The organism is Parabacteroides sp. AM17-47 (assembly GCF_003434625.1).
Lineage (GTDB): Bacteria > Bacteroidota > Bacteroidia > Bacteroidales > Tannerellaceae > Parabacteroides > Parabacteroides distasonis.
In genome coordinates, this window is sequence record NZ_QTLI01000016.1 from 121,735 (window position 1) to 147,647 (window position 25,913).

At 49.0% G+C, this 25,913-nt stretch carries 14 protein-coding genes, 3 tRNA genes, 2 rRNA genes and 1 other RNA gene (1 of these 20 running past the window's edge); 16 read left to right on the forward strand and 4 right to left on the reverse strand.

The annotated features are described in order from the left end of the window. The first annotated feature begins 18 nt into the window (after positions 1 to 18). The 4 genes from DW205_RS14145 to DW205_RS14160 are packed head-to-tail and all read left to right on the forward strand — an operon-like array spanning position 19 to position 8,402. Positions 19 to 1,269, forward strand: a complete 1,251-nt coding sequence (locus DW205_RS14145) for an efflux RND transporter periplasmic adaptor subunit (RefSeq protein WP_005861993.1) — start codon at positions 19 to 21, stop codon at positions 1,267 to 1,269. A 12-nt stretch (positions 1,270 to 1,281) separates the two neighbouring features. Next, positions 1,282 to 3,657 (forward strand): ABC transporter permease, encoded by a 2,376-nt coding sequence (locus tag DW205_RS14150; RefSeq protein ID WP_005866084.1) that lies wholly within the window; start codon positions 1,282 to 1,284, stop codon positions 3,655 to 3,657. A gap of 38 nt (positions 3,658 to 3,695) precedes the next feature. Continuing rightward, positions 3,696 to 6,023 (forward strand): ABC transporter permease, encoded by a 2,328-nt coding sequence (locus tag DW205_RS14155; protein WP_005866086.1) that lies wholly within the window; start codon positions 3,696 to 3,698, stop codon positions 6,021 to 6,023. Positions 6,024 to 6,044: 21 nt separating this feature from the next. Beyond that, positions 6,045 to 8,402 carry an ABC transporter permease gene (locus DW205_RS14160; RefSeq protein WP_005866088.1) on the forward strand — a complete coding sequence of 786 codons (2,358 nt, stop codon included), beginning with the start codon at positions 6,045 to 6,047 and terminating at the stop codon, positions 8,400 to 8,402. Between the two features lie 10 nt (positions 8,403 to 8,412). Here the strand turns inward: DW205_RS14160 and DW205_RS14165 are convergent, their stop codons facing one another. Next, the gene (locus tag DW205_RS14165; protein WP_369799703.1) at positions 8,413 to 9,414 is read right to left on the reverse strand and encodes a linear amide C-N hydrolase; all 1,002 of its coding nucleotides are present in this window, start codon (positions 9,412 to 9,414) and stop codon (positions 8,413 to 8,415) included. Positions 9,415 to 9,790: 376 nt separating this feature from the next. On the opposite strand from DW205_RS14165, the gene DW205_RS14170 reads away from it, so the two are divergent. From DW205_RS14170 to DW205_RS14185, 4 genes are all read left to right on the forward strand, one after another. Next, positions 9,791 to 10,393 carry a riboflavin synthase gene (locus DW205_RS14170; protein WP_005862004.1) on the forward strand — a complete coding sequence of 201 codons (603 nt, stop codon included), beginning with the start codon at positions 9,791 to 9,793 and terminating at the stop codon, positions 10,391 to 10,393. Between the two features lie 201 nt (positions 10,394 to 10,594). After that, positions 10,595 to 11,509 carry a DnaJ C-terminal domain-containing protein gene (locus DW205_RS14175; protein WP_005866092.1) on the forward strand — a complete coding sequence of 305 codons (915 nt, stop codon included), beginning with the start codon at positions 10,595 to 10,597 and terminating at the stop codon, positions 11,507 to 11,509. A 13-nt stretch (positions 11,510 to 11,522) separates the two neighbouring features. Beyond that, the gene (locus DW205_RS14180; RefSeq protein WP_005866094.1) at positions 11,523 to 11,840 is read left to right on the forward strand and encodes a chaperone modulator CbpM; all 318 of its coding nucleotides are present in this window, start codon (positions 11,523 to 11,525) and stop codon (positions 11,838 to 11,840) included. A 146-nt stretch (positions 11,841 to 11,986) separates the two neighbouring features. Next, positions 11,987 to 12,058: transfer RNA gene (locus DW205_RS14185), tRNA-Met, on the forward strand. A gap of 97 nt (positions 12,059 to 12,155) precedes the next feature. On the opposite strand, the gene DW205_RS14190 is transcribed toward DW205_RS14185, so the two are convergent. From DW205_RS14190 to rnpB, 3 genes are all read right to left on the reverse strand, one after another. Further along, positions 12,156 to 13,511, reverse strand: coding sequence for an MATE family efflux transporter (locus DW205_RS14190; RefSeq protein ID WP_008778066.1), 1,356 nt, complete (start codon positions 13,509 to 13,511; stop codon positions 12,156 to 12,158). A 25-nt stretch (positions 13,512 to 13,536) separates the two neighbouring features. Beyond that, on the reverse strand, positions 13,537 to 14,907 hold the full coding sequence (locus DW205_RS14195) for a YihY/virulence factor BrkB family protein (RefSeq protein ID WP_005866096.1): 1,371 nt from the start codon (positions 14,905 to 14,907) through the stop codon (positions 13,537 to 13,539). A 29-nt stretch (positions 14,908 to 14,936) separates the two neighbouring features. Next, positions 14,937 to 15,291: RNase P RNA component class A (gene rnpB / locus DW205_RS14200), an RNA gene on the reverse strand. Between the two features lie 406 nt (positions 15,292 to 15,697). Here rnpB and DW205_RS14205 point away from each other — a divergent pair. From DW205_RS14205 to DW205_RS22290, 8 genes are all read left to right on the forward strand, one after another. Beyond that, on the forward strand, positions 15,698 to 17,221 hold the full coding sequence (locus DW205_RS14205; protein WP_005866098.1) for a Do family serine endopeptidase: 1,524 nt from the start codon (positions 15,698 to 15,700) through the stop codon (positions 17,219 to 17,221). 139 nt (positions 17,222 to 17,360) lie between these two features. Further along, on the forward strand, positions 17,361 to 18,221 hold the full coding sequence (locus DW205_RS14210) for an RNA polymerase sigma factor RpoD/SigA (RefSeq protein ID WP_005641668.1): 861 nt from the start codon (positions 17,361 to 17,363) through the stop codon (positions 18,219 to 18,221). Between the two features lie 108 nt (positions 18,222 to 18,329). After that, on the forward strand, positions 18,330 to 19,802 hold the full coding sequence (locus DW205_RS14215; protein ID WP_005866100.1) for a glycoside hydrolase family 125 protein: 1,473 nt from the start codon (positions 18,330 to 18,332) through the stop codon (positions 19,800 to 19,802). A gap of 117 nt (positions 19,803 to 19,919) precedes the next feature. Then, positions 19,920 to 21,497, forward strand: a complete 1,578-nt coding sequence (locus DW205_RS14220; protein WP_005866102.1) for a sulfatase — start codon at positions 19,920 to 19,922, stop codon at positions 21,495 to 21,497. 748 nt (positions 21,498 to 22,245) lie between these two features. Next, a 16S ribosomal RNA gene (locus tag DW205_RS14230) occupies positions 22,246 to 23,770 on the forward strand. Positions 23,771 to 23,922: 152 nt separating this feature from the next. Then, positions 23,923 to 23,996: transfer RNA gene (locus DW205_RS14235), tRNA-Ile, on the forward strand. Between the two features lie 10 nt (positions 23,997 to 24,006). After that, positions 24,007 to 24,080: transfer RNA gene (locus DW205_RS14240), tRNA-Ala, on the forward strand. A gap of 105 nt (positions 24,081 to 24,185) precedes the next feature. After that, a 23S ribosomal RNA gene (locus DW205_RS22290) occupies positions 24,186 to 25,913 on the forward strand; it runs 1,504 nt beyond the window's last position. The 16S and 23S rRNA genes sit together here with 2 tRNA genes alongside, the layout of an rRNA operon.

Sequence of the window (25,913 nt, forward strand, 5' to 3'; positions counted from 1 at the left end):
TAAAAAATATAGAATACGATGGATATACAATTAGAGAAAAAGAAAGGTCTTCAGAAGAAGCATATTCCTTATGTAGCGGGTGGCGTGTTGTTCGTTATCTTGTTGGGATGGATTATCTTTGGTGATCATGCTTCTACGTTGAAAGTGGACGCGAGAGGGATTAGCATCGGTAATGTGACCCGTGAGCAATTCAATGACTTCTTTCGTATGGATGGTCAGGTGCAACCTATCACGGTCGTGCAGCTTAGCCCCGAGGAGGGCGGTATCGTACAGGAGAAAGTCGTGGAAGAGGGTGCCCAAGTGAAGAAAGGCGATATCATTGTTCGTCTGAGCAACTCAAATCTGGATTTGCAGATATTGAACGCTGAGGCCGAGTTGGCGGAGAAGCAGAACTTCCTTCGTAATACGCAGGTTACCATGGAGCAGGATAAGCTGACCAATCAGATGGAGAAACTTCAATACGATATGGACATGAACCGGGCCCGCCGCTCGTTCAACCAACAAGAACAGTTGTATAAAGAGAACTTGATCGCCAAGGAGGATTATCTGAAAGCGAAGGAGGACTTCGAGTTAGCCTCTCAAAAGCACGCCTTGATTACCGAGCGCTTGCGCCAAGACTCTATCTCCCGCACGATCCAGATGGATGAGATGGAGGCCAGCTTGGCGAACATGCGGAAGAATATCCTGTTGATCCGTGAGCGTAAGGAAAACTTGAATGTCCGTTCCCAGATCGACGGTGAGTTGGGACTGTTGGATGTCGTATTGGGGCAAAGTATCAATCCGGGACAAAAGATCGGCCAGATTAACGACCTTTCCGATTATAAGATCGAGGCCATGATTGACGAGCATTACATAGACCGTGTGAAACCGGGCTTAAGTGCCGCTTTCGAGCGTCAAGGCTCGTCTTTCGACTTAACGGTGCGCAAAGTTTATCCCGAGGTTCGTGATGGTAAGTTCCGTACGGATTTCGTTTTCACGGGTGAGCGTCCGGATAATATCCGTAGCGGACAGACCTACTATATCAACTTGGAGCTGGGACAACCTACCGAGAGTATCATTATCCCGAAGGGAACTTTCTTCCAGAGTACGGGTGGAAGTTGGATATTTGTTCTTGATCCGGATGGAAAGAAAGCTTACAGGCGTTCTATCAAGATCGGTCGTCAGAACCCGCAATACTATGAGGTTCTTGAAGGTCTGGAAGCCGGTGAGAAGGTGATTGTGTCCAGTTATGAGAGTTATAAGGATAATGAAGTGCTGGTGCTGGAATAAAATCGATATAATATGAAAAACATACTAATCGCCATTCGTTCCATTTTTAAGAAAGGGCGGCATAACGTGATGAAAATCGTATCGTTGGGAATCGGTTTAGCGGTAGGTTTGGTATTGATCGCTAAAGTCTATTTCGAACAATCGTATGATGATTTTTATCCGGATAGAGACCGGGTCTATCAAGTATGGGCGAAATACCAGCAAAATGGAGGGGAGTTGAAGGATTATCCGCAAACAAGCGGTGGCATCGCTCCCACGATGCAACAACAGATACCCGAGATCGAGACCGTCACCCGATACACGAGTTTTGGAGACTGGACCTTTACGATGACCGACACCAAGATGAAATACTCCGGTCGTTGTATCATAGCGGATAGTTGTTTCTTTGATATTCTTCCTCGTCCTATGCTGATCGGAAATGCGAAAGAGGTTCTTTCCATCCCGATGTACGTGTTGGTATCAAGTCGTATAGCGAAAAATATCGGGGGCGATGTTATCGGGAAAAACTTCACGGTAGACAGTTCGCCGGGACGTACTATGACTATTGGTGGCGTTTTTGAGGAAGTTCCGGAAAATTCTCATTCCCGTTACGATGTGATTGTTTCTATGGCTTCGGCGGGTCGGTTCATGTGGGAGGGTTCGCCTACTAATATGTTGGGAAATGATCGTTACATAAGCTACGTGAAATTGCACAAGGGGGTGAATCCTTTAGCTTTGGAGGAACAGGTGCATACGTTCGTGAATTCTTATTTCCCTCCGGAGGAACAGCAAAAGACAGGGTTTAACATTGGTTTCTCGTTTCATGAGCTGGATGGCTTACACAAGGAGTTGCCGCAAGTCAAGCGAATGACATGGATACTTTCCTTACTGGCCTTCGCTTTGATCTTCACGGCGGTGATGAACTATATCTTGATCGTGATATCCTCTATCGTAAATCGCTCGAAGGAGGTGGCTGTCCATAAATGTTATGGGGCAAGCGAGAATAATATTCATGGTATGATGTTTGGTGAGGCGTTGGTACATATAGTGCTTTCACTGATCTTGGCCTTATTGTTGATCCTTGCGTTTAGAGGTACGGTAGAGGAGTTGTTGGCGACTTCGTTAGATTCTTTGCTCTTGTCTAATGGTAGCTTGGTCTTGCTAGGGATATGTATCTTGGTGTTTTTCGTATCTGGTTTTATGCCGGGATCATTATACGCTCGGATTCCGGTGGCCTCCGCTTTCCGTAATTACCGGGAGAATAAGCGTATCTGGAAGAAAGCCTTGTTGCTTGTCCAGTTTGTAGCCACGGGCTTTTTGGTGACGATGCTTGTTTTCGTTGCCCGTCAATATACGTTTATGGTGAACGATCGTCCGGGATATGCCTATGAGAACCTTGCCTACTGCGGGTTAGCTGGCGTGGACTCTACCTCTCGTGCCAAGATTCTGGATGAGGTGATGCGGCTTCCGGGGGTCGTTGCGGCTACCACCGTCTATCAATTGCCTTTCGAGCATGCTTCCGGTAATAATATTCTTTTACCGGGTGAGACTCAAGAGCTTTTTAATATCGCCGATCTCTATTGGGTAGGTAACGGATATTTGGACATGATGGAGATTCCCGTGATCCAAGGCCGCTCGTTCACGGAAAATGTGACCAATTCAAGAGAGGTGATGGTAGACCGCCGTTTCGTGGAGAAAATGAAATTGGTAGCGGGTTGGACGGATGATGTGATCGGGAAGGATATCTGCGTCACCGAGCATAGCAAATGGAATGAGGAGCCATTCACGATTTGCGGTGTTTATGAGAATATCCGTCTGGGAGGAATCTCGAACCAAGATATGCGGCCTTCCGTATTATTCTATACGCATAAGCCCATGTATACCTTGCAGGTGAAGTTCCATGAGCTGAACAACGATAGTATGGCTCGTTTACAGCAGAAGATATCCGAGACATTTCCGGATCGTGAACTGAACGCTATCTCTTTCCGTTCCGAGATCATGGATCTATATAAGGACTCCCGCCAATTCCGTGATTCCGTGATGATCGGAGGTTTGGTCACGCTTCTTGTTACGTTGATAGGACTTATTGGCTATACGAATGATGAGGTGAGCCGTCGTCGTAAGGAGATAGCGGTTCGCCGGGTGAATGGGGCTACCTTATGGGATATATTGAGGTTGTTCATAAAGGATATCGGATATATCTGTATCTATGCGGTTATATTAGGCGGTGGTATAGCATACTTTGTCTTGCAAAAGTGGCAAGAGCAATTCACGGAGAAGGTTCCTTTGTCATGGTACATATTCTTGGGTTGCGGCGTATGTGTATTATTGATTATATATTCCGTGGTTTGTCTGGATGCCCGCAAGACGGCTAATGATAATCCGGTGAATTGCTTAAAATCTGAGTGATTGAAAATAGATAATAGAAAATTGATAATTCATAATTCATGAATAATTTATTGAACTTTAAGTCCTTTTTAAAGTTCCTTGGAAGGAATAAGGCTTATACGCTGATAGACGTGTTTGGTCTGTCTGTATCGTTGATGTTTGTGTTATTGATAGCGGTCTATACGGTACAGGAGATGTCTACAGATAAATTCCATACCAAGGCGGATCGTATCTATCTGGTCGGGAATGAGAATTGGATGGCCACCGGAGCCGCCATTCCTTATAAGATAAAGGAACGCTATCCGGAGGTAGAGAAAGTTTGCCCGGTAGTGGCAGATAATTCAAGCAATATAGTTGTAGTTTCCGGTGATCGGAAACTGAAGGCGAACGTGATGTTCGCGGACTCCACGTTCTTCGATTTCTTTGATTTCCGGCTGTTACAAGGCACTCGTGAGCAAGCGTTGGCCGCCGGGAACTATGCGGTGGTCTCCTCTTCGTTCGCCCGTAAGATGTTCGGAACGGATGATCCGATGGGACGGCAGTTAGTGGTGGGAGATACCATATCGGCTACTATAAATGGGGTGGTGGAGGATTTACTTCATTCCTCTATTCCCGAAGCGGATGTGATCGTGCGTTGGGAGCAGGTTCGGTATTTGAACTGGTCGTTGGCTCCGGATCAATTGGGGAATGCCGGAAGTACATCGGCTTTTGTCTTGGTGCGTGAGGGTAGTGATTTCCCTTCTCGTGCGGAGGATATGGCCCATTGGTTCAAGGAGTTTTATTGGCCGTATCAATATGGGACGGCAAAAGAGGTACGCATATTGCCGCTTAGTGAGCAGTATTTTGCGAAAGCCGCTTCTTACTCTTCTTTGCGAAAGGGAGATTGGCGTTTCGTGATCGTGCTGATGTCCGTAGGTTTCCTTATCTTGATTTTCGCGGTCATTAATTATATAAACTTGACGGTTGCCCAAGCGGGTTTCAGGGCGAAGGAGATGGCTACCCGGCGCCTTTTGGGTTCTTCACGGGGCGAGTTATTCATGCGCTTGATGCTGGAGTCTACTTTGCTTACGTTTATTTCTTTGGTTATCGGGGTTCTCCTTGCCTTGGCGGTCGTGCCGTTTGTCAATGATTTATTGCAGACGCATGTCTATATGAGCGTATTGGGTAGTCCTGTGTGGCTATTGGCTCTGGTTTCATTAACTGTTGTCGTGGGAGTTTTATCAGGCTTGCTGCCCGCTATCATCATTTCTTCTTCTAAACCGATCGAGGTGGTAAGGGGTACGTTCCGAGCTAAGACGAAAATGGTATTCAGTAAGTTCTTTATCGTATTCCAGAATGTGATCACGATCACGATGATCGCAGCCTCTATCGTGATGGTTAGCCAGATTGTTCATATGATCAACGCTCCTGTGGGATATAATACGAAGAATTTGTTGGCCATGAACTCGGTAGACGGAAGGCAGTTGTCTGCTTTTGTCGGTGAGCTGAAAGGCTTGTCGTGCGTAGATAGGGTCGGGAAGACACGAGGACTGCCTTTTTTCGGTAGTAATAATTGGACTGCTACCTATCAAGGACAAAATATATCTTTCCAGCAATTTATTATGGATAAGGAATGCTATGAGATGCTAGGATTGGAGATTTTGCGTGATAACCATTTAACGACAGAGGGCTGGTTCCTAAACGAGCAAGCGATACGTGAGATGAACCTGCCGGAGGATGCGGCCTCTTTTATGTTGGATAGGCACGAGAAGCCGATAGCGATAGCGGGTATCATTCGGGATTTCTATTGCTTTGGGAATGTGACGACAGAAATGAGGCCCGTTATGTTTCGTTTTTTGAAAGATAATGAAACTCCTTGGATGATCTTGATCGAGACACAAGGTGATCCTTTTGCCGCAAAGGAGGCCATCGGTAAAGTATATGAGAAAGTGACCGGACTTGAGTTTGAGGCTTTCTTCATGGATGAGAGTTTACAAAACTCATTCGACTCGCAAATCCGTTTGGCAAAGATCGTAATCGTATTCTCGATAATAGCCATCCTTATTTCTTTGCTAGGCTTATTGGCGATGTCCACTTATTTTATCCAACAGCGTTTGCAAGAAGTATCCGTACGAAAGGTATTTGGTTCCAGCAACCGGCAGATATTGGTTAAGCTCGTATTCACGTTCTTGAACTATGTGCTGATCGCTTTCGTGATTGCCATACCTATTATTATGTACTTTATGAAAGATTGGCTGTCCGACTATTCGTATCGTATCGGTTTAAGCCCGCTGATATTTATCGCTGCCGGCTTATTCTGCCTCGTGATCTCGTTTGTCTCTGTCTTTTTCCAGAGCTACCGGGCTGCCACATCGAATCCGGTGGATAGCTTTAGGCATAGGCTTTAGTAACTTTTAAAAGGAAATATCATGAACTCAATCGTACGAAATTTCGTTTTTGTGATCAGTCGTTTTAAAATGGCTAGTTTCTTGAATGTAGCAGGATTATCTGTGGCTTTCACGGCTTTCTTGATCTTGTTCATGCAAATTCGTTACGAGTGGGGATACGATCGTTTCCATAAGCATGCCGACCGGTTGTATCGCTTGGAGATCGTTTTCAACAATACAGGGGCGCAAGTCGTATTGAACCGCCCGCTTATCGATCGGTTCTTGGCCTCCTCTCCGCATATCGAGGAGGGAGCGTTGATCAATCAGTGGGGCGACAAGATATATATCACGGTGGATCGGGACGGTGAGCGGATGACTTTCCAAGAGAAGTTCTGCGTATGTTACCCCTCCTATGCTCGTGTTTTTGACTTTGATATGGTGGAAGGTGAGGCGGCGGCATTGGAGGAGAAAGGCCGGGTATTGATACCGGCTAGTATGGCCCATCGTTTCTTTGGCGATCATCCGGCGGTCGGGCAAGTCTTGACCGGAGAGGGGTGGACGTCCGAGGTAGGAGGTGTCTACCGGGACTTTCCCTCCAACTCGATCGTCAGTAATGCGGTCTATCGGCGCATATCGGACAAGGAAGGAGCAGGCGCTTGGATGCAAAACAATTTTGAGTGTTATCTCCGTTTGGATGATCCGGCCTCCGCTCCGGATGTCTTGGCCGGTTTCAAGAAAAATTTCCGTCATGACGGATGGAATTGGAAAACGAGACAATTGCGTTTAACCGCTCTGCCGGATATCTATTTTAAGACGGACACGAGCTACGATTCACAGAAGCAAAAGGGGAGCTATGCCCAGCTTCAGGCGTTATCCGCTATCGCTATCTTGATCGTATTGATAGCGGTCATTAATTTTATGAACTTTAGCAACGCTTTGGTACCGGTCCGTCTGCGGGGTATCAATACGAGGAAGGTATTAGGGAGTCCGGTATCGGCGCTCCGGATGGCCGTGGCCTCGGAGGCGGTGGGAATGTGCCTGTTGTCTTACCTGATCGCTTTGCTGCTGGTTCGCCTGTTGTCGAAGACCGGGTTTGTGGATTTGGTCAGTGGAGGCATTTCCTTGGAGGGGCAGATGCCCTTGTTGATCGCCTGTGGAGGCTTTGTGTTGCTGATCGGACTTATCGCTGGTTGCTGGCCGGCTTGGTATATCACCTCTTTCTCTCCGGCACTGGTGCTGAAAGGAAATTTCGGCTTATCTCCCAAGGGGCGCTCGTTCCGCAATGTGTTAGTAGGATTTCAGTTCGTGGCCTCTTTTATTTTGGTTATAGCGGCTTTGTTTATCACGTGGCAGAATTACAATATGCTTCATACGCCGCTTGGATTCGATAGCGAGCGGATTGTCACCGTAAAGCTAAACCGTAATCTGAGCAGGCAACCGGAGAGCGTGCGTCAGCGGTTGGGGCAACTCTCCTCTGTCGAGGCCTTGTCGTTTACCTCAAGAGTGGTTGGCGCTGAGGATAATTATTCCGGATGGGGACGTACCTATGTGGATGAGGATATCCAGTTCAAGGTGGTGCAGGCTGACCCGGAGATTGAGCGGGTATTGGCCCTTCCTATTCTGGAGGGGCGAGGATTCCTGCCGGAAGACCAGTTGAGCGATGGCACTTATTTGTTCAACGAGGAAGCGAAGCGGACCTATGGGCTGAAAGCGGGAGATCCAATCCGGTTGGACTGGGGTAATTTACATCGTAGGGAGAAGATCGCCGGTTTCGTACCCGATCTGAAATATAATTCGTTCCGGGATAAACTGGAGCCGTTCGCCATCTTTGTCGGAAAGGATATTATGGCTGGGGCCTTGACGAATTTGATGATCTTGGTTCGCCCGGGGACGGACTACCGTCAACTATCGCAAGACATAGGGAGCGCCTTGCGGGAACTAGATCCCGATTATCCCCTCGATATCCATTTGTTCAACAATATCCAAGAGAACTTGTACCAGAAAGAGCTGCTACTTGGCAAACAAATCTTGTTCTTCAGCTTGATTGCCGTATTTGTGTCTTTGGTAGGCGTATTTGGTGTTGTCTTGTTTGAGAGCGAATATAAACGGAAAGAGATCGGTATCCGGAAGGTATTTGGCGCTACCGTGATGGACTTGTTGCGGAAGCATAACCTATCGTATCTATGGATCGTCATGATCTGTTTCGTGATCGCCTCGCCGATCGCTTGGTACGGCATTGAGCGCTGGCAAGAGAATTTCGCCTTGAAGGCTCCGCTCCATTGGTGGATTTTCCTCTTGGCTTTCCTTGCCATTACGATCATCACGTTGCTCACGGTTACGATCCAGAACTACCGGGCTGCCAGCACGAATCCCGTGGACAGCATCCGGCAGGGATGTTGATATCGGCCCTTCAGATCCCGAACAAGAACGGTAACGGTTTGCTGTCCTTGAAATCTTTGGCGGTGTTTCCGGCGTAAATCTCGCCGTCTGTGAGCGTTAGTTTCTTGATAGGTGTACCTGCCTTGAAGTCCAAGCTCTTGAAATCTACCCAAAAGATATCCGGGCTTAAAGTAGACTCGAAGTAATATACCTTATTCTTCTGGTCGGCTACCGTACGCCAGCGGGTAGAGGAGATATTCGGTTGATCCGGGGTCGTGATTCCCAGAGGTACCGATACGTTACGCATTACGCTGAATACCCCGGCTACCGCTTCCCGGAAATTACTTGTCTGCGGGATGGCGTGGATATAGAAAGAGGCACGCACGAAACGATCGGAAGCTCGGTTCGTACCCGGCAACATGACTAAGCCGCCTATCTGTTGCCAGTAATCGTTTAAGGTTAGTTGCTTATCGTATGTAGGGGAATTCGTCATGACTTGGCATTCCCTTCCCTCGTGGATAACCAAGTTCCCGTTCAGGTATTCGAAGATAGCGCTATTTCCTGAAGCGTCCGAGATCGAGAGATGCAAGGTCGATTTCGCCCCGTTCGGGAGATCCGGATCGTCGATGCGGAAGACCTCCTTGCTTAACTCGGCAACCGCCTCATCTACCGTGGCGAAATTATCGAGTACATACTGCGTCCAGATGCTAAGCCCCATAACCGGGCGGTTATCGTCCGGTCGGAAATAAGATGACTCGGTGAGGAACAATAGGTTGGCTACAAGCCCCTTCTCGTTCATTCCGTCGCACGTACCGATATCATACCCGGCGGTCACCACGCTTCCGTATTTCGAGGTCCATTGGATGGTATTATCGGATATCGCCCCCCTTCTTTGCACGCCCCGGGGGAAGAGGTAAAGGTTGGATTGCGGGTCCTCTTTCCAATCCATGGTACGTCCGGTTACGACCATATTGTCCGGCCCGAGGTAAACGGCCCTTGTACACGCCTCGCTTCCCGTAGGGTTCATGAACATGAGCAAGCCGGCGAAAAGAGAGGCCAGTGTTAAATTCTTTGATTTCATAAGATCTATATTATTAGGATAATCTATTTATGAAACAAGTGGCTTTAAGGAATGTTTAGGGATGGTTTAGAATGATATACGAGATACGGAGCCGTGTGAATAACCCCCATTTCGTTTTTAGGCTTTCATATCGTCGAGGATGCGGAAGCGTTGGGTATGGGAAGCCAACGATACGATTTGATCTCCTTGGACGATAAATAAGTGCGGTTTCTACCGTGATAAAAACATTTAATAACATCCTTTTTATCGGGCTTATTACCTCAAAGGCGTTATCTTTGCCCATGAATAAATAACAGTTTTGGGAGTACAAACTAAAAACAATTTGATTATGTTCTCAGGTATTGTAGAAGAAGCGGCTCAGGTAGTAGCCCTCCAATCCGATAAAGGAAACCTTCATCTGACGATGAAGTGCTCATTCGTGAATGAGCTGAAAATAGATCAGAGCGTGGCTCACAACGGCGTTTGCCTTACGGTGGTAAGCATGACGGAAGATACGTATACGGTTACCGCTATCAAGGAGACCTTGGAACGTTCGAACCTCGGGAACCTGAAAGTGGGCGATAAGGTGAACTTGGAGCGTAGCATGTTGATGAACGGCCGTCTGGACGGGCATATCGTACAGGGGCACGTGGACCAGACCGCCGTTTGTGCGGAGGTGAAGGAGGCGGACGGCAGCTGGTACTATACGTTCGAGTACGCTTTTGATAAGGAGATGGCCCGGCAGGGGTATATGACCGTGGAGAAAGGCTCCGTTTGCGTGAACGGCGTCAGCCTGACGGTATGCAACTCCCAGCAAAACAGTTTCCAAGTCGCTATCATCCCTTATACGCACGATAACACGAACTTTTGCCAGATCGAGAAAGGTACGGTAGTGAACCTAGAGTTCGATATTGTCGGGAAGTATATTAGCAAGATGATGCAGTTTAAATAAGGTTCGAAGAATTTCCTATCCATAAAAGGCTTTAGCGGTATCTGATGATCCCGGCTAGAGCCTTTTCTATCTACAGACAATCTTAATTCCGTGCGTGTACGATTAAAAACGTTTTAAGTAAATTTTCACTAACCAAAACTATCCTTGGTATGTTTATTGTTATATAATTATATGAGAAAAATAGACTAAACATATCAGATTATGGCCTATATCGATTATTACAAAATTTTGGGGGTGAACAAGGACGCTTCTCAGGATGATATCAAGAAAGCCTATAAGAAGTTGGCTCGGCAATATCACCCTGACTTGAATCCGAACGATCCCGACGCTCATCGTAAGTTTCAGGAGATCAATGAGGCGAACGAGGTGCTTAGCGATCCGGAAAAGCGTAAGAAATACGACCAGTACGGGGAGAATTGGAAACATGCGGATGAGTTCGAGGCTCAACGGAAGCAGTACGGCCAGCAAGGTGGCGGCTTTGGCGGCGGCTTCTCGAACGGTGGAGGTACGTATTGGTCTTCCTCCGGCGATGATGGAGAGTTCTCGGATTTCTTTGAGTCTATGTTTGGTTCCCGCCGGGGGGGCGGTGGCCGTTCTAATCATGGGTTCCGTGGACAGGATTACACGGCCGAATTGCACTTATCCTTGATGGATGCGGCCAAGACACATAAGCAGGTGATCACCGTGAACGGCAAGAACCTGCGTATCACGGTTCCCGCCGGCGTAGCCAACGGGCAAACCATTAAGCTGAAAGGCCAAGGCGGGCCGGGCATGAATGGAGGCCCTGCCGGTGATTTGTACATCACGTTCATTATCCCGGACGACAGCCGTTTCAAACGGGTGGGAGACGATCTGTACCTGACTGTCCCCTTGAACCTCTATACGGCGGTCTTGGGTGGCGAGCAGATTATCGGTACCTTGGATAGCAAGGTGAAACTGAAAGTAAAACCGGGCACGCAAAACAATACGAAAGTCCGGTTGAAAGGTAAGGGATTCCCTGTTTACAAGAAGGAGGGGCAGTTTGGTGACTTGATCGTCACGTACTCGATCGAGGTGCCGACCAACTTGACAGAGAAACAGAAGGAATTGTTCCGGGAAATACAAAGTCTAAATTAAAAACAGGTGTATTATGCAAACAGATTTAGTTATTGTCAGTGAATACTGCCAGAAATGCCATATAGACCCTTCGTTCATCATTTTGCTGGAAGAGGGAGGTTTGATAGACATTAATATCACGGATGGAGAGAGGTATCTCTTCTCTTCCCAGCTCCGTGATCTGGAACAATACACACGTATGTATTACGACTTGTCTATTAACATCGAGGGAATCGAGGCCATTCATCATATGCTGAACCGGATGCGGAATTTGCAGGCGGAGATACAATCGTTGAGAAACCGTCTGCATTTATATGAACCATTCGGTTTTGATACGATCGAGAATCTCTAGTGTCAAATTGCTGCTAAACAAGGCTTCACTGCCCGATAGTGAAGGGCGTACGCAAACAAATTGAAAATATTTCTTGAAAATGTTTGGAAGTTTGGAATGTAATATATACCTTTGCACTCGCAATCAAGAAATGATAGCGACTATATCGCGGAGTGGAGCAGTGGTAGCTCGTTGGGCTCATAACCCAAAGGTCGTAAGTTCGAGTCTTGCCTCCGCAACTAAAAAGTCTTCAAGTCATTGACTTGAGGACTTTTTCTCTATTCAATCAAGCGATCGGGCGATGCGACCCCGACGGAAACGAATAATAAGCTATGCTTATTTCTTCCGTAAAGGCCCTTTGTTCTTCCAGAATCCCAATTTATAATAGATATAGGTGATTGTAAGCCCGATGCAAAGGCTGGCGCCAATGGCCCACCAGATACCGCTCCGTCCCCAGATAGAGCTAAACCAATAGGCGAGGGGAATGCGTATCAGCCAAAGACAAGTGATGCTTACTGCCATCGGGAACAGGGTATCGCCAGCTCCCCGTAATGCCCCGTTGAAGACGTTCAAGCCGCCGTGTACGATAAAGAATCCTCCCATGATCAATAAATATTCCTTGCCAATCCGGATCACCTCCGGGTCCTTGGTGAAAGCCAGCATCATCTTGTCCCCGAAGAAATAGATGGCCGTGAAGGTTGCTAGACCCAGCAATAGGTTGACAAGCATGGCGAATCGTACCCCGTCACGTACCCGGTCCAAGTGCCCAGCTCCGATGTTTTGCCCGCAGAAAGCAGCTAGCGCCCCAGAGAGGGTCAATACCGCTTGGATGATGATCGTGTCGATCTTTCCCGCTGCCCCGTAAGCGGTGAGCGTATCCGTGCCGAAACTGTTCACGATCCCCAGCAAGGCAATCAATCCGAGCGAGATGGCACATTGCTGTACGCTGGAGGGAAGCCCGATGCGGAGCCCTTCCTTGAACAGTCCCATATCGAACAATAAATCCTGTTTCTTGATAGAGAGCAGGGGATGGGTGTTGTTCACGTAGCCTAGGGCCACGCACATGCCGATCCCTTGGGCGATCACCGTAGCCCGTGCCGCCCCTTCGATCCCCCATTTGAAAACGACAATGAAGAGTAAATCCAAGGCGATATTCAAGATCGTGGTAAGCAGGATAAACAGCATGGGGCGCACGGACTCCCCGACACCCCGCAATATGGAGATAATGCTATTGAAAGTGACGAACAAGAACGTACCCCCTACATAAATCCTGAAATAAGCGACCGCCTGCGGGATCACGTCCTCCGGCGTGTTCGTCAGCCTGAACATCGGCTCGGCAAAAATAATCCCCGCTATGGACAGCAATACCCCTGCGACCAACATGAAGATAAAGAAAGATGAGAAGGCTTTTTGCACCTTATCGAACTCCTTCGCCCCGAAAAACTGCGAGATCACCACCGACGTTCCGCTTCCGATACCGATCACCAGCGAGATAATAAAGTAATAGATGAAGAAGGAAGCCGATACCGCCGCCAACGACTCTTTCCCTAGAAACTGCCCAACAATGACGCTGTCGGTCACGTTATAAAGTTGTTGCAGCAGATTGCCGATCAGCAAAGGGAAAGCGAAACGCAGGATCACCTTCCATACCGCCCCACTCGTCAAATCCCTATTTCCTGTATTAATTTTCAATTCTCAATTCTCAATTTTCAATTCCCTATAGGTCTTTCAGCAGGATATTGTCGTTTGCCTTTATCATATCCTCACGTGTCTTCAGCAGGGCTTTCCATTCTTTGCTGAAAAGCTTGCTCGTGTCAATCTTGAAGTTCTCGGAGCCATGCTCGTCCATGCGGGTCAGCAGGTAGCTGACCGTGATCTTATTGACATCGATTGCCGGCTGGTAGTATGCCACACGGTCGTCATTCCCGTAATTCACCTCGATGATGATGTTCAACTCCGTGAGCAGGTATAAGATCTGTGTCGTTATGCGGATAGGGATGCGGTAAGCGTCGGATAGCTCGTCGGCCGTATAGGGTTTCTCGCCTTTCACGAATCGTTTGATGATCAGCGAGGCGATCAGTAGGGTCAGGAAATCCTTGTACCGGCGGCTGATACTTTTGCTGTCCCTCTCAAAACTGAATTTCTTCACGTTCTGGGAGGCGTACGACAGCTCTGCGCCAAACAAGCAAATCAACCAAGAAAGCTGCAACCAGAGCAACAACAAAGGCAGTGCGGCGAAACTACCGTAAATAGCGTTGTACTTGCTCACCCAAATCTGCCCGCTGATATAAATAAATTGGAACAACTGGAAGGCGCAACCAGCGATAAAGCCTGCCACCAACCCGTTCACGAACCTCACTTTCGTATTCGGCAGGGAGACGTACAGCCCCGTGAAAGCCAATGTCGTGATAATATAGGGCGCTATATGCAAGAACAACTCCATGAGCGGCGTAAAAAATAAGTATTGCCCCAAGAACGAGTTCTGCAAGGTAGACATGAAGATGGACAAACCGCTGGATGCCGTCATCAGCACCGGCAGCACGAGGAATAAGGCCAGATAATCGGATATCTTCCGGTACCACGGCCGGGATTTCTGGATCTGCCAGATATCGTTGAACGTATCCTCTACGGACGAGATCAAGTTGATCACCGTATAAAACAACAAAATCAAACCGACCCCGATGATCACTCCCCCCTGCGCCTGCGCCAGATAGCTCTCCACGAACTCGAACGCCTTGTTCAGCTCCATCTCGTGCCCGGGGAAATAATCGAACAACTCCTGCCGTACCGTCCCTTGGAAACCGAAGCCCTTAGCTATACCTAATAATACGGCCAGCAAAGGTACGATAGATAACAAGGTACTGTAGGTAAGCGCCGACGCCTTGGTTTGCAGGTTCTCGCTCTGGAAACCCCGCACGGCGAGTATGACCGTCTTGATGATATTGATATAAATCTCCTTCAGCCCACTAACTTCATTCTCGGTAATCCGCCAAATGTCGTAGGTAACGAAACGGATGGTTCGTGCTAATAATGCGCTGATCCGTTCTCCAATAGGTTTCTTTTCTTCCCGTGGCTTGTTTTTGGGCATATCGGCACATGATTTAATTGGCAAATAAAAAAAGCAGTCTGCCTATAAGCCGGGTCCTGTACCTCTTTGGAAAGAGGCGCCTGCCATTTATCTTGTCTTACCGTCGCCGGTAAGCTTTAGCGGTCTACCCCCCGGCATCGGACGAGCCATCCTACATGCGCCGGTATACATGACCTTACAACCCATAAGACGTACGGCATCCCGTATCGCTACGGGACCCGGTGAGCTCTTACCTCACCTTTTCACCCTTACCGGACGAGTCCGGCGGTTATTCTCTGTTACGTTACTCTACCCTCACGGACAGCTTCCCGTTAAGAAGTATGGTGCTCTGTGTTGCCCGGACTTTCCTCACACCCGAAGGTGAGCGACAGACCGGCAGACTGCGATAGGACAAAGATAGGTATTTTAGTTGACAGTTGACGGTCGGCGGTTGACAATTATTTTGTAGACGCATAGGAGAGATAGGATAACATTTTCTTTTTCAGCCGTAAACATATTCTGTCTCCTAGGTGTTTTTTATACGAACAGAGATTCTAGATTGCCAGTAACCGACTGTCATTTATCGATTGCCGACTGTCAGTTATCGCGTGTCAACTGTCAATTCGTCTGCTGTTTAATTGTTAAAAAGGTACTTTGCAATACACAGTACTGTTAAGTGCGGTTAAGCCCCTGTGATGCCTCGTTAAAAGTGATAAAAAATACGATGGAAATGGAATATCCGCACAATTTTTGAGTTTTCTTTGCCGTAAAGAAACTGTTAAATTTAAGTGTTTAATTAAATAAGAAAAGTATGAAAAATATCTGGAAGAATGTGCTTGGTGTTGCTCTGATAGCAGCCATTAGTTCTGGTGCCGCGATCGGAACGAGTACTTACCTGATGAATAAGAATCAGCGTCCGGTGGAGTTGGCCTCCGGAGTTGAGAATACCTTCAAGCAACCGTACCGATTGACGAATTATGGAACCGTGGCCGCCGAGAATATCGATTTCACTACGGCCGCCGAGAGCGCCATCCACGGGGTTGTCCATATCAAGGCCACGGCTAACGCGCAAGCCTCTAACGGGGACGGCGGTCAGCAGTATATGGACCCGTTCGAGTATTTCTTCGGCTTCGGTGGCCGTGGAGGGTTCCAACGTCCGCAACAGCAACCTCGTGTGGGCGCCGGCTCGGGTGTCATTATCTCTACGGATGGTTATATCATCACGAACAACCACGTGATCGACGGAGCCGATGAGCTGGAGGTTACCTTGAACGATAACCGGAAATTCCCGGCAAAGATTATAGGGGCTGATCCGACAACAGATATCGCCTTGATCAAGATCGAGGCAACCGACTTACCTACGATCCCCTTTGGTGATTCAGAGAAGTTGAAAGTAGGTGAGTGGGTGTTGGCGGTAGGTAACCCGTTTAACTTGACCTCTACCGTTACGGCAGGTATCGTGAGCGCTAAGAGCCGTGGTAACATCGGCGCCGGTGGCAAGGATCGTAGCAAGATCGAGTCGTTTATACAGACAGACGCCGCCGTGAACCCGGGTAACAGTGGTGGGGCGCTAGTGAACACGAAAGGCGAGTTAGTCGGTATCAATACCGCTATCTACTCCGAGACCGGTAACTTCGCCGGATACTCTTTCGCCGTGCCTATCAGCATCGCCGGTAAGGTGGCTAACGACTTGAAGCAATTCGGAACCGTGCAGCGTGCTGTATTAGGCGTATTGATACAAGACCCGCAATACGTGCCCGACGCTGAGAAAGAGAAAGTGAAAGTATTCGAGGGCGCTTACGTAGGTGGTTTCGCCGAGCGCAGCTCCGCTAAGGAAGCCGGAATCGAGAAGGGTGACGTGATTGTAGCTGTGAACGGCGTGAAGATCAAATCGTCTAGCGCTTTGCAAGAGCAGATCAGCAAATACCGTCCGGGCGACAAGGTAGAGTTGACGATCAACCGCAACGGTAGCACGAAGAAATTCACGGTAGAACTCCGTAATGCGCAAGGTAGCACCAAGGTCGTGAAGGGTGGTGACAGCGCAGAGGTTATGGGCGCAGCGTTCAAGGCTTTGAACGACGAGCAGAAACGTAAGTTAGGTGTAAGTTATGGTATCGAGGTCACCGGTCTGACCAGCGGCAAACTGAAAGACGCCGGTATAAAGAAAGGCTTCATTATCATGATTGTAAACAACCAGAAGATCTCTGCTCCGGAAGACTTGGAAAAGATTGTGGAAAGCATACTTCAAGGACGTACGGAAGATCAAGGCCTCTTCATTAAAGGCTTCTACCCGAACGGACGTACGAAGTACTATGCGATAGATCTTGCCGAATAAGATAAACAAGGACTGTAGTCTTATAGGTGTGAAAAGATTGTTAAAGGTTTTTAATTGGCTGGATGTGGGGTGCATCCAGCCAATTCTTTCAACAAAAATGGTTATCTTTGCACCCCGTATTCTCAATTAAACAAATTGAATGAGACAATTAAAGATCACAAAGTCCATTACCAACCGCGAAAGCGCTTCGCTGGATAAATATCTTCAAGAGATTGGTCGAGAAGATCTTATCACGGTAGAAGAGGAAGTGGAATTGGCACAGGCTATCAAAAGAGGAGACCGTAGGGCGTTAGAGAAATTGACCCGTGCGAATCTCCGTTTCGTCGTTTCTGTGGCTAAGCAATATCAGAACCAAGGTTTGAGTTTGCCCGACCTTATTAATGAGGGTAACTTAGGCTTGATCAAGGCTGCCGAGAAATTCGATGAGACGAGAGGTTTCAAGTTTATTTCCTATGCTGTATGGTGGATTCGCCAATCTATTCTGCAAGCTTTGGCAGAGCAGTCAAGAATCGTGCGTCTTCCGTTGAACCAAGTAGGCTCGCTGAACAAGATCAGCAAGGCCTTCTCCAAGTTCGAGCAGGAAAACGAGCGCAGACCGTCTCCAGAGGAACTTGCTGATGAGTTGGATATCCCGGTGGATAAGATTTCCGATACCTTGAAGGTGTCCGGACGTCATATTTCCGTGGATGCCCCGTTCGTGGAAGGTGAAGACAACAGCCTTTTGGATGTGCTTGTGAACGATGACGCTCCTATCGCGGACCGGTCGTTAATGAACGAGTCATTGGCTAAGGAAATTGATAGAGCGCTTGCTACACTGACCGAAAGAGAATGTGAGATAATCAAGATGTTTTTCGGTATTGGCTGTCAGGAAATGACATTGGAAGAGATTGGCGACAAATTTGGCCTCACTAGAGAGCGTGTCCGCCAGATCAAGGAAAAAGCAATCAGAAGATTAAGACAAGGAACTCGTAGCAAGCTTCTAAAATCGTATTTAGGCTAATTTAAGGAATTATTGAGTTGGCGAAGGCTCCGGTCCGAAAAGGATTGGGAGCCTTTATTTTTTTTCTTAACTTTGCCACTGGAATATAATACCATAAAAACTATATAAATGACTACAAGACGTAATTTCCTGAAAACAGGATCTATTTCCTTGGCCGGCCTGTTGGTTGGCGAGAAGGTATACTCCGCCGTGAGTACGCCCGACAATAAAAAGAGTTTTAGCACGATCGCCTCTAAGGTGACCGGCGATTACGCCAGCAAGCGCCCGGCTCCCGAGGCCCGTAAGTTTACCTCCAAGGCGGTAGAGGAGCAACTGAAGGCTTCCAAGGCCCGTATCAAGGACCCGAAGCTGGCTTGGATGTTCGAGAACTGCTACCCGAATACCTTGGACACGACCTGTGAGTTCAAGATGGTAGACGGCAAGCCGGATACGTTCGTGATCACCGGAGATATTCACGCCATGTGGTTGCGTGACTCCTCGGCGCAGGTTTACCCCTTCGTCACCTTGGCGAAGAAGGATAAGGACTTGCGGCAAATGCTGGTCGGAGCTATCAATCGCCAGACCGCCTGCATCCTGATCGATCCCTACGCTAACGGCTTCAACGAAGGCCCTACCGGGAGCGAGTGGGAGAGCGACCGCACGGAGATGAAGAAAGAGCTTCACGAGCGTAAATGGGAGATCGACTCGCTTTGCTACCCGATCCGCTTGGCGTATCATTATTGGAAAGAGATTGGCGATACCTCCGTATTCGACAACAAATGGGAGAAGGCAATGGAGGCCGTTTACCGTACCTTCCGTGAGCAACAGCGCAAGGATAGCCTCGGGCCGTACCGTTTCTCCCGTGTGACGGACCGCCAAGGCGATACCCTCTTGAACGATGGTTGGGGTAGCCCGGTGAACCCGGTGGGCCTAATCGTCTCTTCTTTCCGTCCTTCCGACGACGCTACGCTGTTCGGCTTCTTGGTACCATCGAACTTGTTCGCTATCACCTCGCTTCGCCATGTCGCGGAGATTCTTCGTGCCGTAAGAAACAACACGGATTTGGCCGGCCGTTGCGAGGCGTTGGCCAACGAGGTAGAGGAGGCCGTGAAGAAATACGCCATCGTAGAGCATCCGGAATTCGGTAAGGTATACGCCTTCGAGGTGGATGGCTACGGCAGCCGTGTTTTCATGGACGACGCTAACGTACCGAGCTTGCTGGCTTTGCCGTTCTTGGGTTGCGTGGACGTGAACGACCCGGTTTACCAGAATACCCGTCGCTTGGTGCTGAGCCCTTCCAACCCTTACTTCTTCAAGGGAAAGGCCGGCGAGGGCATCGGCGGTCCGCATATCGGTTTCAACTATATCTGGCCGATGAGCTTGATCATGCGTGCTACGACTTCCAACGACGAGAAGGAGATCCGGTATTGCATAGAGACGCTTCGTGATACGGACGGAGGCACGGGCTTCATGCACGAGTCTTTCCATAAGGACAATCCTTCCGATTACACCCGCTCGTGGTTCGCTTGGACGAATACTCTGTTTGGCGAGTTGATCGTGAAGCTGCAATCCGAAGGCAAGCTGAAAGACCTCCTCGGCTAATATCACCAAGGTTAATATCACCAATTGTAGAGACGGGACATGCCCCGTCTCTACAAGTCTGTAGCTGAGTGTATTTAGGCAAAATCAATCAAAACAACATAAATCTAAGCGGAATACATGAAAACAAATAAACTATTCATTCTGACAGGTCTGGCGGCGATAGCCTCCACCTCCTGTAGCCAAAAAGAGAATACGTCCGGGCAGCCCGCCAAGCCCATGAATATCCTTTACATCATGACGGACGATCACTCCTTCCAAACCATCAGCGCCTACGACAAGCGATACATCCAAACCCCCAACATCGACCGCATCGCAAACGAGGGCGTACGTTTCACCAATAGCTTCGTAGCCAACTCCATCAGTGGCCCCAGCCGTGCCTGCATGCTGACCGGCAAGCACAGCCACAAGAACGGCTTCATCGATAACGCCCATACCTTCGACGGCTCGCAGCAGACCTTCCCGAAGCTATTGCGTAAAGCTGGCTACCAAACCGCCATGATCGGTAAATGGCACCTCACCTCCGATCCCACCGGTTTCGATTACTGGAACATCCTCGTAGGCCAAGGCGATTACTATAACCCCATCTTCATCGATAACGGCGAGAAGCGTCAGATCGAAGGGTACGCCACGAACATCACGACCGATCTGGCTCTTGATTGGCTGGACAATAAACGAGACAAGAGCAAGCCTTTCTGCCTCCTGCTGCACCATAAGGCCCCGCACCGTACTTGGATGCCCGATACCTGCGACCTGCGTCTTTACGATGATGTGACCTTCCCGCTGCCCGAGAACTTCTACGACGATTACGCCGGCCGCATCGCCGCCTCGGAGCAGGAGATGAGCATCATCAAGGATATGGATATCGTATACGACTTGAAAATGGCCGATAAGGAGAACGAGATCCATTCCTCCAACGCCGATCTGGAGAAGTACGGCCGTGAGCTTTATAACCGCATGAATCCGGACCAGAAAGCCGCTTGGGACGCCTATTACGATCCGATCATCCAAGACTTCAAGGCGAAGAAACGCACGGGTAAGGAGCTGGCTGAGTGGAAATACCAGCGTTATATGCACGATTACCTTCGGGTGATCCATTCCGTGGATCGGAACATCGGTATCGTGCTCGATTATCTGGAGAAGAACGATTTGCTGGATAACACGTTGATCGTCTACACCTCCGACCAAGGATTCTACATGGGCGAGCATGGCTGGTTCGACAAGCGCTTCATGTATGAGGAATCCTTCCGCACCCCGTTGCTGATGCGTCTGCCGGGTGGCAAGAAGGGTGATATCCCGCAGCTCGTGCAGAATATTGATTACGCCCCCACTTTTTTGGAACTGGCCGGAGCCCCCATCCCAGCCGACATCCAAGGCGAGTCCTTGCTTCCCTTGCTGAAAGGCGAGCGGCCGGAGAACTGGCGTAACTCCCTTTACTATCATTACTACGAGTATCCCGCCGAGCATTCCGTGAAGCGTCATTACGGCATACGTGACGATCGTTATAAATTGATCCATTTCTACAACGACATCGACGTATGGGAGCTTTACGACCTCCAAGAAGATCCCCACGAGATGAATAACCTTTACGGTAAGCCCAGTTACGAGGCAGTGACGAAACGCATGCGAGACGAGCTTTATAAGCTGCAAAAACAATATGATGACCCCGTGGGAATACGCTTCAATGTGTCGGACTGATGAGAGCGGACATTCGTGTTCTGTTATCAGATTTTTTAATTAGTTGTGGATTAAGGTGTATAAAGGACTTGGAACTTGGGGGATGAGAAGTTGAGTCTTTGCGCTTGATGACTTAGCTCTTTGCGCTCTTTGATTTAAGTCATTGGCTTGAAGGAATTAAGTCTATCGTATGGCTCTTCTTTGCTTATGCGTGTATCGAATTAAAAAATGACTATAGGCAGGTTTCAAGTTTCAAGGTTTCATGAAACCTTTTTCTTCACACACACGGTGCGTACATTATATAGGTTTCATGAAACCTTGAAACTTGAAACCTATTTCCATGCCCATCCAGATATTGTCAACATCAGTACAGATAAATATATGTGCCTTTATCGTGTGCGTACATTAAAAGTAAGGATTGTTGAGCCATGAGAAAAAACTTGAAAAATAATGCCGAAAATGTTTGGAGGTTATGTTTTATAGCGTTACTTTTGCACCCGCATTCGAGAGAGAACGGCGATACCGAAATAATGAAACAAATTTTTCTTGAAAAAAGTTCTGAAATAATTTGGAAGTTTAAAAGAAAAACACTTATCTTTGCATCCACGTTCGCAAAACGAAAGCGACAAAAGAGTTCTTTGAGAGATTTACATAATTCAACAAGTAGTACAAGTATAGGAAAATTAATTTTCCGGATTGATACCGTCAAAGAAGTATGACTTTGGACTACAATAACGGATTCCGGAGCGAGGATAATAAAACAATTTAAACAACGAAGAGTTTGATCCTGGCTCAGGATGAACGCTAGCGACAGGCTTAACACATGCAAGTCGAGGGGCAGCACAGGTAGCAATACCGGGTGGCGACCGGCGCACGGGTGAGTAACGCGTATGCAACTTACCTATCAGAGGGGGATAACCCGGCGAAAGTCGGACTAATACCGCATGAAGCAGGGGCCCCGCATGGGGATATTTGCTAAAGATTCATCGCTGATAGATAGGCATGCGTTCCATTAGGCAGTTGGCGGGGTAACGGCCCACCAAACCGACGATGGATAGGGGTTCTGAGAGGAAGGTCCCCCACATTGGTACTGAGACACGGACCAAACTCCTACGGGAGGCAGCAGTGAGGAATATTGGTCAATGGGCGTAAGCCTGAACCAGCCAAGTCGCGTGAGGGATGAAGGTTCTATGGATCGTAAACCTCTTTTATAAGGGAATAAAGTGCGGGACGTGTCCCGTTTTGTATGTACCTTATGAATAAGGATCGGCTAACTCCGTGCCAGCAGCCGCGGTAATACGGAGGATCCGAGCGTTATCCGGATTTATTGGGTTTAAAGGGTGCGTAGGCGGCCTTTTAAGTCAGCGGTGAAAGTCTGTGGCTCAACCATAGAATTGCCGTTGAAACTGGGGGGCTTGAGTATGTTTGAGGCAGGCGGAATGCGTGGTGTAGCGGTGAAATGCTTAGATATCACGCAGAACCCCGATTGCGAAGGCAGCCTGCCAAGCCATGACTGACGCTGATGCACGAAAGCGTGGGGATCAAACAGGATTAGATACCCTGGTAGTCCACGCAGTAAACGATGATCACTAGCTGTTTGCGATACAGTGTAAGCGGCACAGCGAAAGCGTTAAGTGATCCACCTGGGGAGTACGCCGGCAACGGTGAAACTCAAAGGAATTGACGGGGGCCCGCACAAGCGGAGGAACATGTGGTTTAATTCGATGATACGCGAGGAACCTTACCCGGGTTTGAACGCATTCGGACCGAGGTGGAAACACCTTTTCTAGCAATAGCCGTTTGCGAGGTGCTGCATGGTTGTCGTCAGCTCGTGCCGTGAGGTGTCGGCTTAAGTGCCATAACGAGCGCAACCCTTGCCACTAGTTACTAACAGGTAAAGCTGAGGACTCTGGTGGGACTGCCAGCGTAAGCTGCGAGGAAGGCGGGGATGACGTCAAATCAGCACGGCCCTTACATCCGGGGCGACACACGTGTTACAATGGCGTGGACAAAGGGAAGCCACCTGGCGACAGGGAGCGAATCCCCAAACCACGTCTCAGTTCGGATCGGAGTCTGCAACCCGACTCCGTGAAGCTGGATTCGCTAGTAATCGCGCATCAGCCATGGCGCGGTGAATACGTTCCCGGGCCTTGTACACACCGCCCGTCAAGCCATGGGAGCCGGGGGTACCTGAAGTCCGTAACCGAAAGGATCGGCCTAGGGTAAAACTGGTGACTGGGGCTAAGTCGTAACAAGGTAGCCGTACCGGAAGGTGCGGCTGGAACACCTCCTTTCTGGAGCTTTAGGATTCCGTACCGAGGTCATACGAGGTATCGATCGCCTTGTGCTGCTGTTGAGATTATGTTTATATATAGATCTTACGTACCGGGAGGCCGGTCTAAAGAGAGAAAAATGACGCTGGGACGTAAGTCTTGGCAAAGTTGACAGTCCTATAGCTCAGTTGGTTAGAGCGCTACACTGATAATGTAGAGGTCGGCAGTTCAACTCTGCCTGGGACTACTCCGAATGAGGGGGATTAGCTCAGCTGGCTAGAGCATCTGCCTTGCACGCAGAGGGTCAACGGTTCGAATCCGTTATTCTCCACATATCCCGCGAGGGAAAGAGGATCTTTGACATGTTGGACATCAAAAAGAAGAAACAAGTAGAGCGAGCTTAAGATATATCAACCCGTACGTATGTACGAGGTGAGAGAAAGTAAGCAAGGGCAGACGGTGGATGCCTTGGCTCTCGGAGGCGACGAAGGACGTGATAAGCTGCGAAAAGCCCGGGGGAGGCGCAAATAGCCCTTGATCCCGGGATATCCGAATGGGGCAACCCGGCAGGCTGAAGGCCTGTCATCCCGTAAGGGAGGCGAACGTGGGGAACTGAAACATCTAAGTACCCATAGGAGGAGAAAATAAACAATGATTCCGTAAGTAGTGGCGAGCGAACACGGAAGAGCCCAAACCCATGTCGTCTAGGCGACACGGGGGTTGTAGGACCACGACGTGGCAAGAGGATGGCAAGTGGAACGCCTTGGAAAGGGCGACCGTAGAGGGTGATAGTCCCGTACACGACTGCCTGCCGAAGCCTAGTGGCATCCTGAGTAGCGCGGGGCACGAGAAATCTTGCGTGAAACAGCGGGGCCCATCCCGTAAGGCTAAATACTCCCGAGAGACCGATAGCGAACCAGTACCGTGAGGGAAAGGTGAAAAGAACCCCGAGCAGGGGAGTGAAATAGACCCTGAACCCGTCTGCCTACAAGCGGTCGGAGCATAGCAATATGTGACGGCGTGCCTTTTGCATAATGAACCTACGAGTTACCTTCCCCGGCAAGGTTAAGTACCTAAGGTACGGAGCCGAAGCGAAAGCGAGTCTGAAGAGGGCGGCCAGTCGGGGGGGGTAGACGCGAAACCGAGTGATCTACCCTTGGCCAGGTTGAAGGTTGGGTAACACCAACTGGAGGACCGGATGGGTAAGCGTTGAAAAGCTTTCCAATGAGCTGAGGGTAGGGGTGAAAGGCTAATCAAACTCGGAGATAGCTCGTACTCCCCGAAATGCATTTAGGTGCAGCCTCTTTATAGTATATCGTGAGGTAGAGCGACTGATTGGATGCGAGGGCTTCACCGCCTATCAAGTCCAGATAAACTCCGAATGCGCGATATATATTTACAGGGAGTGAGGGCGCGGGTGCTAAGGTCCGTGTCCGAGAGGAGAAGAATCCAGACCACCGGCTAAGGCCCCCAAATGATCGTTGAGTTGAACTAACGAGGTCGGATCGCAGAGACAGCTAGGATGTTGGCTTGGAAGCAGCCATTCATTTAAAGAGTGCGTAACAGCTCACTAGTCGAGCGATCTGGCGTGGATAATAATCGGGCATAAACGATCTGCCGAAGCCGTGGATGTCGTAAGACATGGTAGGGGAGCATTCCATGCGGCGTCGAAGATGAGGGATGACCCTTGTTGGAGCGCATGGAAAAGCAAATGTAGGTATGAGTAACGATAAGGGGGGCGAGAAACCCCCCCGCCGAAAGACCAAGGTTTCCTGATCAACGCTAATCGGATCAGGGTGAGTCGGGACCTAAGGCAAAGCCGAACGGCGCCGCCGATGGAAGAATGGGTTAATATTCCCATACTGCCTCATGGAGTGACGTGGAGACGGAGAAGTGACAGTCCTGCCGGCTGACGGAATAGCCGGTTGAAGGGTGTAGATATTGATTCCCGTAGGCAAATCCGCGGGGAGAGTCGAACCTGACAGTATACCGAGTACTTGTACGAGGTAATATGGACGTAACCATGCTCCCAAGAAAATCCGCTAAACTTATCCATGCGGCACCCGTACCGTAAACGGACACACGTGGTCGGGTTGAGAATACTGAGGCGCTCGAGTGACTCACGGTTAAGGAACTAGGCAAATTGACCCTGTAACTTCGGGAT